Source organism: Coleofasciculus sp. G1-WW12-02, from assembly GCF_040219735.1.
Classification (GTDB): domain Bacteria; phylum Cyanobacteriota; class Cyanobacteriia; order Cyanobacteriales; family Coleofasciculaceae; genus Coleofasciculus.
In genome coordinates, this window is the sequence record NZ_JAVJRX010000093.1 from 1 (window position 1) to 12,429 (window position 12,429).

Here is a 12,429-nt window from a genome sequence, read left to right on the forward strand (position 1 = left end):
TAACAGAACCGACTCCGGTACAAAGAAAGGCTTTAGATTTATTGGGCGTAAGCCTGATATGTACCCAGTGAAGCCAAAAGTCAAATCGTCCTAAGCCAAGATATGCATACGGTGTAGCGATTTGTCAAAGGGGAACTTCAGTCTAATGTGTAAACACACCAGCGCGAAGCGCTATACAACCCCAGCCAACACCTTCAACCTCAAAGAATTACCCCAACGCCTACACACCGCCCTAGAAACCAAAACCCAAATCGGAGAAATTCAAGACTTGCCCCGACTCATTTCCATCGACGCCCACAAATTCATCGATCGCGAAAACCCTTCTGCCAAAATCTACCACGAAATGCGACGCCACAAATTCCCCAAAAGCAGCCATGGCACACCCCAAACTCTGGCACAATTACAAGCCTATTGGGATGAACAGTTAATCGAAAGCGATAAACCCATCGTTTGGCTATTCTACAACAGCACTCCCCTACCCAACACAGAACCCCCAACCGAAGACTTTAGCCCCACATTTCTAGCCGACTTAAGCAAATTTGATGGGGCAATTGCTGTCATCACCTATCAACCCCATAGTCCCTTAAAATCATTCTCCCCCAATCAGCCCAATTTAGTCGAAGATATGGTGGCGTGGATTTTTGACATCCTCACCACGCCGTAGGGGTTTGGTTACCAAACCCCTACTAGAACAATTAAGCCTTAGCCGCCGCATCTTGTGATTCTTGCGCCGATTTAGTCACACCCATGCGAATTTCTGAAGACAGAGACGCCATGCTAAAGCCGCCAAATCGCTTCAAAATGCTCGTCCTTAGCCGTAAGTTAGGACTAGCAAACCACAAACGCTCCTCAGAATACATGGTTTCGTAGTCGGTAATTAACGTCAGCGCCTGATCATCCCCCATAATATAGTGACCAGCTACCGGGGCTTTCTCCGCATAACCCATTTCCCGCAATAGCTTCCCTTCATTGGGCTTATCAGGATCAGCAACTGGCACCAGCACCGTTGAGCCTTGATGCTTCTCTTCATCCCAATCCATTGTGCCATCCCACGTCACTCTGGCACCACAGAGGGCTAAGGCTGGATCAACCTCGTACTGTTGACATAGCTGAACCACTTCTGGCGCATCAGCCGCGATCATTTCAATCGTAATATTGGATTTACCATTTTCAGCTTGCTTAAATGCCAGATGGTGGCTGGTGCGCTGCGAAAACCATCGCCCAGCACTCTGCTCAAAAAACTCTTTTATATCCATGAAGTCAGACGTTTCACGTTAACAAAGCTTTAACTGATTTTATCGTTCTCCTTGGTTATTTATAGTTCATTTTTGCTTTTTCCTGGCTTCAGGGAAAGATATGAGCAGGAGTTTAGGCTGGGTTTGCCGCCTCTTGCAAGCGGTTCAGGGAAATGGATGCAGCTTGAGCAACTTGGGAATGGCTGTCTTTTGCCAAGAATTTTAATGCTGACAGGCTTTTTGGAGTGGGTAGATTACCGAGGGCTTCGGCTAGGCGTTGGCGCACTAACCAATCGGGAGACTGGGCAAAGCGCAGGATATCATCCACGGCTTCGACGGCTTTAATTTCACCCAATGCAGAGATAGCTGCCTGTTGTACCACGATTTCTTCGCTATCGAGTGCCTGAGTGAGAACTTGACGGGCGCGGGGATCTTTTATATTGCCTAATGCGACAGCCGCGCTGAACCGGACTAACCATTGCGTATCTTCATAGAATGTCCGGACTAACGATTCAAAGGCTCTGGCATCTTCTAGATATCCTAATGCTCCGGCGGCATCAGCGCGAATGCCATAGTCGGGGTCATCGAGTAATTTCACCAAAATAGGGTAGCATTCGTCCGTCTGCTTCACCCCTAAGGCAAAGACTGCCATTGATCGCACCTGTAAACTGGGATCATCTAAAACCTTCTTGATTAAAGGCACAGCATCCTCTGCGGGCACGTTACGGAGGTGGGCTAGCGCCAACATGCGATCGCGGGAGTTGCCACTCTCTAGCTGATCTGAAATTTGCGCTAAGTTAGGATAATCCATCAGCTTCCCTTCGTTGTTAAGAAATGTTACATACATTATAGAAAATTACTCAAGGAAGCGCACTCGCCCAGGATGAGGGAAGCTGGGGAAGCAATGTCGAGACGTGATGCAAGAAGCCTTTAAAAGCGAGGGAACCTGGTATGTGTGTAGGGACGGGTTTCACTACTCAACGGAGTAACAACACCGGACAAGGAGACAGCCGCACCACTTGCTCAGCCACAGAACCCATCAAAACACGCTTGACACCTGTGTGTCCGTGGGTAGGCATGACAATTAATTCCACTCCTTTGTCTTTGGCATAGTCCACAATTTCATGACTGGGAGTTCCAATCGAAACCTGAATCTGTACTCCTGCATACCCCAGTTCACTCAGCTTGTTTTTCAGGACTGATTTGGCGTTGTTTTGCCGAGATTCTGAGGTGACAGTTTTCCATATTGTACCTGGATCAACTGCACTCAGAGGCAGAAGAACGTGAATAACATGCAAATGAGATATGTCCTCGACAAACTCTAAAGCGGGAGCCAGTGCAGTAAAGGATATATCCGAAAAATCAGTCGGTACAAGCACCTCATTCTTTTTTAGCCAGCTCATAATTGTTAATTATTAATTGTTAATTGTTAATTGTGAAACCCGCCCCTACAATCGGCAAAACTCAAAACTATTCTCCTACTTCTGCTCCCTCTGCTCCCTCTGCTCCCCCTGCTCCCTCTGCTCCCCCTGGTTCATCGTATCTACGAAGCTGCTCAAGTATTTCCGCCGCGCCGCACTAGTCTCCAGTTTCTTGAGGGGTGACTCCCATAGCGGCTTGCTTTTGGGCATAAGTTGGCATTTGCCCCGAACGCAGCCGCTGCATATAATTACTGATGTCTTCTGCCACTTCGTTGGAGAGGAAATAAGCTCCAACCAGGTTGGGAAGTGCCATCATCAGCAGCGTTAAATCACTAAAATCAATCACCGCGCTGGGTGCTACCACAGCACCGATAAAAACGCAGGCGACAAAAATCAGCTTATAGATAATAATTGTGCGTTGACCAAAGAGATATTGCCAAGAAATCTCGCCGTAATAACTCCAGGAAATAATCGTGGAGAAAGCAAACAGGAAAATCGCGATCGCGAGAACAATCGGGAACCAGGTACTAACCGTGGCGAAGGCATTCAGCGTCATCTGGGAACCGTCGATTGCTTCACCGGTATTTTGATAGACGCCAGTCAGGACAATCATGATTCCGGTCATGTTGCAGATGATGATCGTATCAATAAACGGTTCGAGGAGGGCGACAATCCCTTCACGCACCGGTTCATCAGTACGAGCCGCCGAGTGAGCGATCGCGGCTGAACCAATTCCCGCTTCATTGGAAAAAGCACTACGCCGCACCCCTTGCACGATAACGCCAATAATACCGCCTTCAATCGCTCCAGGAACAAACGCTTGGCTAATAATGGTTGCGATCGCGCTGGGAACTTGGGGCAAATTTACCAGAACAATCCACAGACAACCCATGACATAGAGTACCGCCATCGCTGGCACTAGAAAACCCGTAGTTGAAGCAATTCGCTCAATTCCACCAATAATCACGATCGCGGTTAACACTGCCAAAACCAGACCGACGATCCATCCCTGCATCCCCGGAAATATACCGATAAAAGCCGCCGCTGCTTGGTTAGACTGGAACATATTCGCGCCGCCCATCGAACCCAAAATCGCCAGCACGGAAAAAATAATTGCCAATCCTTTTCCTAGACGACTCAGTCCCATATTGGTTAACCCGCGTGAGAGCATATAAGCAGGTCCCCCCGCGACTGTACCATCAGGGCGTTCGATGCGATATTTTAGTCCCAGGGTACATTCCACCAGTTTAGTCGTCATCCCCAGAAAACCCGCTAACGTCAGCCAGAACATCGCGCCTGGACCTCCGATCTGGATTGCCACCGCCACGCCAGCAATGTTACCCAATCCCACCGTTCCAGACAACGCCGTCGCCAGCGCCTGAAAATGGGAGACTTGTCCCTCTTCCTCTGGATCATCATACCTACCCCGTACCACATCAATCGCATGTTTAAAGGCACGGATATTAATAAAGCCCAGGCGAATCGTAAAGAAAATACCCGCCACAATTAACCACAGCACAATCAACGGGAAACCAACGATGTCGAAGAACAGAATTTTGGCTAAGTCTTCGACGATTGCTGAGAACACCGTGTCGATCGCACCCAGGAAACCCCCAGAGGTTTCGGTATCTTGAGCGAGAACTCTAACGGGAAACAATAGCAGCAACAGGAAAGCTAGCACTAACGCCGCTAGCTTTCCCCGTCTTTGACGTTTAAGCTGCACCGGGGAAATTGGCTGTTTTCTAGGGTATGTCATTGTGAGTTTAATTGCCAACTTGATATCGATCAGGTTATTCCACCCAGTCGAATTAGAGGAAGATTATAGCAAAATGATCACAACTTGAATGTGCAAAAATAACTGAAAAGCTAACATCTCCCCCAGCTCCCTCTGCTCCCCCAGCTCCCTCTGCTCCCTCTGCTCCCTCTGCTCCCCCCGCTCCTTAAATTTTCTTCGAGGACAATGAAGTCGCCCTAGGGGGCTTTCTTTTATGGGGGCTTTATCTAGCATTTTAGAGCGGTTGCCAATTTTTCTGAGTCACAGCATCACCCATGTTCTAAACCTTCGTCAGCGGAAGTATCAGTATCCATACCTAACTTGCGTTCCTGAAGCTTCAACAGAATTTCTGCATGAACTTCGCGGGTGATGGGATAGAAATATGCCAAAACTAACCCACAGATTAGGAAAACGGTGGGTAATGGACCCACCACTAACCGAATCGCTAGCAGCGCTGAAGCCGGTTGTTCGGGTATCGGTTGACCCGGTTCGCTACTCAAAAACCCAGACCAATCTAGCGCTTGTCCCACGAAAAACAACCCCAATGCTAATCCTATCTTTTGCAGGAGTACCATAAAGGAATAGAAAATTCCCTCGCGCCGTTGACCTGTATTCAGTTCATCCAATTCAATTACATCGGGTAACATTGACCAAGGGATGAGATAGGCAATGGCAATACCAAACCCTGCCATGACAAAGAGGAGGTACATTAAACCAACCTGATCCGGTGGTAAAAAGAATAGTCCGCCTTGGGCGACAATCCAGGCACTCATTCCCATAAAATAAACTGCCCGTTTCCCGACGCGCTGACTTACCCAATTCCAGACAAACAGCATCACTAATGCTACACATTGAACCACTAAGGCGGCGGTAAAATAGGAATCTTGACCCATCCAGTTAACCAAATAATAGGGAATGATTGCCGCTGTTAACTGAAAAGCTAACCAGGAAAACAGATAAATCCCAATGACATAGAGAAAAGGGCGATTCCTAAAGGCAATTTTTAGCTGTTCTAAAAAAGGGATTTCCGTTTCATTACTCTCCGCCACCGTTTTATGGAAACGCACTTCCCCAGCCGCCGTTGGATCTGTGGTTCCCCACACACACCAGTAGGTGGGTAGAACAGACAGAACTGTACAGATTAGTCCTAAGACTAAATATTGTTCTTGATCATTGGGAATAGCTTGAAAGATAAATTGACCCAATGCTAGGGAAAGAATACTCCCGCCAATAGAGAAGGCAAAGCGAAAACTATTCAAGGTGGTGCGTTCGTTGTAATCTTGGGTCAATTCTGGCGTCAGCGCGGTATAGGGCAAATTGACGCCTGTAAACGCCATGTTGAATAAAATACTGACAATCACGTAGTACCAAAACAGCGCCGACTGATTGATAGGGGGTACAACCCATTGCAGGAAAAAGAACACACCAAAGGGAATCCCGGATAGAATCATCCAGGTATGGCGTCGCCCCCAACGGAACCGAGTGCGATCGCTTAATACTCCAACAATGGGATCATTAATAGCATCCCAGATTTTGCCGATTAACAGCACCGTACTGGCTAACCCTGGACTTAATCCAGCCACATTGGTGAGGAAAATCAGTAAGGAGAACGCTAACAGGGTAGCTGTAATCCCCGCCCCCATATCACCCGCCCCGTAAGCCATTTTCGTGGCAAGATTAAGTTTTTCAGGTTGGGGTGGTGTTGGTGGAACTGGAGACTCTGATGGGGCGGTATTACTCATTGCCGTTTTCTATTGCTTAAATAGGTAACTGTAACACAATCCCTATTTTCATCATCTACATGGGCATCCCATTGGTGTTGATATTCGGATTAGAAACCCGGTGTTGTTTGAGCAAAAAGTGCAGCAAAATCTTTGGTAATCACTGCACCAGAAGCATCTTCGGGTTGAGAAATCACATCAAAGGTTTTGTTACGAGCATTCGGTTCTAACAAAGCCTGTACTACAACTTCAGCCACATCTTCACGGGGAATGGATGTAGGTATTCCATTGGGCGGATTTTTCAACATCGTATCATTTTTACCCACCAATAGTTCCCGTTTCCCTCCCGGCTGATCTTGCAACCCACCGGCACGGATAATAGTATAGTCGGTTCCTGAATCGATTAAATACTGTTCTGCCTTGCGCTTCCAAATCAAAATGTTGCCATTACCAATACGATTGAGGGGATGATTTTCATCAGTTCCACCCATAGAACCCACGAGGACAATATGATTGACCCCTGCTGATAAAGCGGTATCAATTTGGTTAATCTGACCCTGATAGTCAATCGCTTCTGGCATTTCACCGGTAGCAAAGGTTAATTCAGGGCGCTGTCCCGGCTGTGGGATACCTTTAGGCTGGGGTATAGCACTGGTGAGAATAACTAACCCTTGACAACCTACCAAGGCGGGGGCGAGGGTTGCGGGATCTCGGATATCCCCGAAATAGAATCCCTCTGTTGTCCCGAACAATTGCTCAACCTTCTGTCGCGATCGCGCAAAACCCCGGACAATAAACTGCTCTTTACGTTGTTGTAGTTTCTGGACGACGAGAGAACCAGTGCGTCCAGTTGCACCAGTGACGAGGACTTGCACAGGAGTGTTCATCAAAGTTAACGATAGAACGAATTGTCGCTGATATTAACTATGCCACAGCTCTCCCCCTATTTTCTCAGAAATTCAAATTATTTTCTGGACACCATCCTTGCGCCCAGAGAATTCTAATCCACTGAATTAGGTGTGTCATACCAATTTTCGTAAAAAACCTCAGCGCGTTTGCAGAACCTGTGTTCTTATTGTCGCTGAGGATCAACTGAAGGATACGTTTGATATGTTTCTCAATTCAGGAAGAATTTTAGGCGATCAGGAAAATCTTTTTTAATTTCTTCGTAAACGAAGAGATCTTAGACCCAATTAATCAATTATCAATTATCAATTATTAATTATCCATTGATAATTTACTCATAGCTTGCTTGAGTCTGGCATTACTTTTTTTGAGGACAGTAATATCCAAACGATTAGCCGATTCAGCCGCAATTAAGCCATTCATCGCGTTGTAATACAAATCGGTGTCGTAAGCAATTAAAATTAAATCAACTCCAGCATTCACAGCTTTTATCGTAGCATTAGCTAATCCATCTTGACTGCCATAGACAGCCTGCATACTAAAATCGTCTGTAATTAGAATGCCATCATGGTTCCACTTATTTCTAATAATTTCGCTCACAACTTTTGTCGAAAACGATACAGGATGATCAGGATCAACGGACATCAATTGGGCATGTCCCAACATCGTAAAGGCGTTTGTTTTGCTCATGACTTCCCGAAACGGCACCCAGTCCGCTTGGCTTAATTCCTCTACCGAAGTCTTCAATTGAGCATGGTCAATATGGGTATCAGTATCCAGTCGTCCCAATCCAGGAAAATGCTTAATTGTACAGGTTACGCCATAGTTGGCTAGGGTTTGGCAATACCATAATGCCACCTTAGCGACAACGTCTTTATCGGCAGATATGGCTCTCAGGTAAATTTTAGAATATTTATCATCGGGACTGATAATTCCCTGATTTAAATCCACGACTGGAGCAAAGTTTAAATTAATACCAATCTCAGACAATTCCTTACCCTGGATACTGGCATAATCGATAACATCATCTTTAGTGCGGTCAATAGTTTTTTCGTCCTTAATAATCGACGATAAGGGAGGCAATTGAGTTAAAGGCGGAGATAATCGAGAGACGATACCGCCTTCTTGATCTGTGGCTATCCACAACGGCGATAACCCCTGACTGGTGCGAATTTCTTGTAACGATTGAATTTCTTGATGGATTTCGTCTTGGGTTTTATTCTGGATATTCCGTTTCGTGATAAACACACCAGCGATCGCGCCTTTTTCGACGAGGATTTTGACCTCCTCAAAATTGCGATAACCCACGATAAAGTGCTGACCTAGTGTTTCCAATTGGCTCGCTTCTCGATTGAGAATCGCTTGTTTGGTTAACTGAAACTTAACTTCCTTCGTCACCGCCAAGGAAAAACTGAATGACGCGATCGCTAAAATTAAAACGCTGAGGATAACTTCTTTCTGGCTAGAATTTTTCTTCCAGCCGGAAATTTCCGCAATGATTAATCCTAAACTAAGGATAAAGACCAAACCAAATGCCCAACCCCTTACACTTGCCAGAAAAGGTGTTCTTAAATAAAATGCTGGAAACACCAGAATAATGGCTAAAGCCAGTTTAATGAGTTTTATCATAAATTTAGTTAACGCAATCATTGGTTATTGCATGTCTGGTTTGGCTAAACTTTTTTTAGAGAGGAAAATTTGAGTTTAAAATACTTTCTTTTTAAGCACTAAAGTGCTTACTACAAACCTCACTTGTATCAGTGAGTTAAGCTTAAGATCATACGTCATATTTCCCAGGTTTCTCGGCTGCTTTCGGTGATTGAGATGGTTTTATTTCGTAGGGTTGAGAGGGTAAAATTTCTAATTGTCGATGCTTTGGCTTCTCCACTTTTTGGGGTTTGTCTTTGGCTTTAGTTTTGGCTTTACCACTTGAACCGCGCCGCCGTTGAGATGTTCCCTCTTCACTGGTATTTTCCGCAACCACTTCATACAATATCGCCAACTTATTCTGATCAGTTCCCTTGCGTAACACGCGCCCTAATCGCTGTACATATTCCCGTTCTGAACCCGTACCCGATAAAATAATCGCGACTCGTGCATCAGGAACATCAACCCCTTCATTTAAAACATGGGATGCGGTCAAGATTTTATAGTCTCCTTCGCGAAACCGTTGGAGAATTTCATGGCGTTCTTTAACCGGGGTATGGTGAGTAATGGCGGGAATCAGCAATTCTTGGGAGATCCGATAAACGGTAGCATTATCATTCGTGAACACCAAGATACGTTCCGGATAATGTTTAGCGACTAAATCTGCTAATACTCGTAATTTCCCTTCCGTTCCTAAAGCGATTTCCTTGGCTTCCCGATGGGCTAACATGGCGCGGCGTCCTTTTTGAGAACCGGCACTGGTTTGCACAAATCGTTGCCATCCGTCTAAACTACTCAGGTAAATATTCGATTCTCTTAAAAAATCATTACGTAGTTTGAGACAGGCATCGTAGCGATCGCGCTCCTGGTGTGATAGTTTGACTTTAATCTGCACCACCTTATGTTCAGCCAAGGCTAACCCGGCTAGGTCATCGGGGCTTTTGCGATAAACTTGTTGACCAATTAAGCCATCTAGGTCATGATGACGCCCATCAGTACGATCAGGGGTAGCAGTGAGTCCTAATCGGTAGGGTGCGATCGCGTATTCGGCTATGGATCGATAAAAGTCGGTGGGTAGGTGGTGACATTCGTCAAAAATTAACAACCCATACTGATTCCCCAGGGACTCAGCGTGAATTGTGGCACTATCATAAGTGGCGATCAAGATTGGCGTGCGATCGCGCGAACCTCCCCCCAGTAATCCCACCTCTACATCCGGAAACGCCGCTTCTAACTGCGCGTACCATTGATGCATCAAATCTAACGTTGGCACCACAATTAATGTACTGCGAGGGGTAGCTTGCATTGCGAGTTGGGCGAGATAGGTTTTTCCGGCGGCTGTGGGTAATACCACCACCCCTCGGCGCCCCGCTAATTTCCAGGCTAATAAGGCTTCCTGTTGATGGGGATAAGGTTCCATCTCAAAGCTGGATACCAACTCCAAGGGTATGAATTCCCTCGCCTCATCAATAAAATCGACCCCTTCAGCTTGCAGCACTTCCACCAAGGGGCGGTAGTGCATTCCCGGAATCCGAAACTTCTCCACCCGATCATCCCACGTCGCATAATCCACCCACGCCTTACCCCGTGGGGGTGGATGTAAGAGTAGAGTTCCCCGGTTAAAGGTTAATTTTGGGGTACGAGCCATTCGTTTCTAAATGAGGGCGCGATCGCAGGTATTGGTGTGGGGTGTGGGTGTCTTACTTTTCACGGTATCAGATAAGAGTCACCTATCCTTTAGATCTTAGATAATGTTCGATCGCATCACTTGCCCCTGCTACCCCATCTTCTTGGTGCACACGCTTTCCCACCTCCGCCGCTTTGATCCCATAGCTAGGCTCAAATAATAATTGCTTGAGTTCAGCCGCCACCGTATTCGCACTATACTCATGTCGAGCCAGGGTACGCGCCACCCCTAAACGTACTAACCGCATCGCATTATCCGGCTGATCATGAGCATAAGGTACCACCAACATGGGACGCCCAGCACGCAAGGCTTGTCCGGTTGTCCCAACTCCCCCATGATGCACAATCGCCGCCGCATGGGGGAAGATTTGTGAGTGCGGTGCATACTCAACGACAATCACCCCTTGAGGTAACTGTTCTAACGGTAGATTGGGGACTCCCTTGCCCACCAGTAAAACAGCACGGTATCCTAACTGTTGAGCCGCGATCGCACCTTCCAAATAGAAATTCCCTGGAGTCCACACCATTAAGGAACCCAAGGTAAATACAATGGGTGGAGAGCCAGCATCGAGAAACTGGGCTAGTTGATCAGATAAATCCTCCTGTTTTGCGCGATCGTAAAAGGGAAACCCCGTAACCTGAGTTTGGGAATGCCAATCCGGTTGCGGCGATGCTAGAACCTGAGAAAATAGCGCCAGTACCAAATCCGGCGAATGTTGACCTTCAAACACTGGATCATCGCCCGGTGGTAAACCCAATTCCCGACGCAATTGGCGCACTGGCGCACTCCATAAACGGGTTTGCCAACGAAATTGGCGCAGGCGGGAATCATTGGCGACAACGGCTAACGCTTGTTCATAAGGGGAGATAGTTGTGGTTGAAAGGGTTTGGGAATCATAAGCCGACATAAATAGGATCGGAGAGAGAACCGTTGACACCCAAGGAATCCCCGTTTTTGCAGCAACCAATGATCCAGCAAAGCTTAAGTGGTGAGTGAGCAGTAGATCCGCACCACGTACCGCATCAACTAAAGCATTGTACGTCGCCCTGAGATGGGGCATTAATAGATAACAGATTGTGTATTCACTTTCCCGGCGGAACTCTGACAGGATTCCGATAAACTCGCCATCCTGCTGCATATCAATCGGACTATCGTATCGAACCGGAGAAAACTCAATCCCCTCGGCTTCAATCTTGTAACGATAAAGCTCACTTGTGGCAATAACAGCGTGATGCCCTCGTGCTTGCAACTCCAGCGCGATCGCCATATAGGGATGAATATCGCCATAAGAGCCGTAGGCTGTTAAAACAATACGTTTATTGGTCATTTGTCATTTGTCATTCGTCATTTGTCATTTGGTGATTGGTGATTTTCGAGACGAACCAGGGTACGTCTTTCCGGGGCGGGTTTGACGATTATCCTTTTTTGAGACCCTGATGTTACTAAACCCGTCCCTACCGAGTATAAAGACGTAGCTTACTACGTCTGGAACATTTCATTTCCCTCATCCCCCCGTCAACCCCGTTACCTCATCTCGTAACATTCCCGCTTAATCTTGACAACTAATGGTAGTATTATTTTTTAGCCTATCATTGACTTTACAGAATAGCGATGGTGAAAGCCCCTGTGTTTTAACCAGGGGATGAAACTTAAGCGTTGCGTTCAGCAAAGCAACTTTAGTTGCGAGTCTAATCTATCCTGAAAACACTCAAACAATAGTGTAGTATAATGAGTGTTAGATACATGGCAAACGCCCTAGCAAATGTTTACTTTAATTTACGAGTTTAAACTAAAACCAACTAGCGCTCAAATAACCATCTTTGAGGAATGGCTAGAGCAGTGCCGTAGGGTATACAACTACGCTTTAACTGAGCGCAAGAATTGGGTTAATTCTCGAAAATGTCCGGTAAATGCTTGCTCAATTAAAAGTGAGTACATCATACCAGCCGACAAAGAAGCGCCTAATTATTCAAGTCAATGTGAAAATCTAACCCAAGCTAAAAAGAGTATCCCTGAGCTAAAACAGGTACACTCACAA

At 46.4% G+C, this 12,429-nt stretch carries 11 protein-coding genes; 2 read left to right on the plus strand and 9 right to left on the minus strand.

What is annotated here, in order from left to right; translation table 11 throughout:
• The first annotated feature begins 145 nt into the window (after nt 1-145).
• Nucleotides 146-664 (plus strand): NACHT C-terminal alpha/beta 1 domain-containing protein, encoded by a 519-nt coding sequence (locus tag RID09_RS15080; RefSeq protein WP_446336748.1) that lies wholly within the window; start codon nt 146-148, stop codon nt 662-664.
• Between the two features lie 31 nt (nt 665-695).
• Here the strand turns inward: RID09_RS15080 and RID09_RS15085 are convergent, their stop codons facing one another.
• The 9 genes from RID09_RS15085 to RID09_RS15125 all read right to left on the minus strand — a co-directional run bounded on the left by RID09_RS15085 (nt 696) and on the right by RID09_RS15125 (nt 11,718).
• On the minus strand, nt 696-1,256 hold the full coding sequence (locus tag RID09_RS15085) for a phycobiliprotein lyase (protein WP_446336749.1): 561 nt from the start codon (nt 1,254-1,256) through the stop codon (nt 696-698).
• 112 nt (nt 1,257-1,368) lie between these two features.
• Nucleotides 1,369-2,046: a HEAT repeat domain-containing protein gene (locus tag RID09_RS15090; RefSeq protein ID WP_446336750.1), complete on the minus strand. Its 678-nt coding sequence runs from the start codon at nt 2,044-2,046 to the stop codon at nt 1,369-1,371.
• A gap of 166 nt (nt 2,047-2,212) precedes the next feature.
• Nucleotides 2,213-2,638: a universal stress protein gene (locus RID09_RS15095; protein ID WP_446336751.1), complete on the minus strand. Its 426-nt coding sequence runs from the start codon at nt 2,636-2,638 to the stop codon at nt 2,213-2,215.
• Between the two features lie 175 nt (nt 2,639-2,813).
• A complete protein-coding gene (locus RID09_RS15100) occupies nt 2,814-4,412 on the minus strand; it encodes an alanine/glycine:cation symporter family protein (protein WP_446336752.1) in 1,599 nt (532 codons plus the stop codon).
• A 287-nt stretch (nt 4,413-4,699) separates the two neighbouring features.
• Nucleotides 4,700-6,172 (minus strand): MFS transporter, encoded by a 1,473-nt coding sequence (locus RID09_RS15105; RefSeq protein WP_446336753.1) that lies wholly within the window; start codon nt 6,170-6,172, stop codon nt 4,700-4,702.
• A gap of 89 nt (nt 6,173-6,261) precedes the next feature.
• A complete protein-coding gene (locus tag RID09_RS15110; RefSeq protein WP_446336754.1) occupies nt 6,262-7,038 on the minus strand; it encodes an SDR family oxidoreductase in 777 nt (258 codons plus the stop codon).
• A gap of 331 nt (nt 7,039-7,369) precedes the next feature.
• Entirely contained in the window at nt 7,370-8,686 is a 1,317-nt protein-coding gene (locus RID09_RS15115) for a glycoside hydrolase family 3 N-terminal domain-containing protein (RefSeq protein WP_446336755.1), read from the minus strand.
• Nucleotides 8,687-8,834: 148 nt separating this feature from the next.
• A complete protein-coding gene (locus RID09_RS15120) occupies nt 8,835-10,352 on the minus strand; it encodes a DEAD/DEAH box helicase family protein (RefSeq protein ID WP_446336756.1) in 1,518 nt (505 codons plus the stop codon).
• Between the two features lie 82 nt (nt 10,353-10,434).
• Entirely contained in the window at nt 10,435-11,718 is a 1,284-nt protein-coding gene (locus tag RID09_RS15125; RefSeq protein ID WP_446336757.1) for a glycosyltransferase, read from the minus strand.
• 435 nt (nt 11,719-12,153) lie between these two features.
• Between RID09_RS15125 and RID09_RS15130 the strand changes: the two genes are divergently transcribed.
• Nucleotides 12,154-12,429: helix-turn-helix domain-containing protein (locus RID09_RS15130; protein WP_446336758.1), on the plus strand; the 276-nt coding region annotated here is incomplete at its 3' end.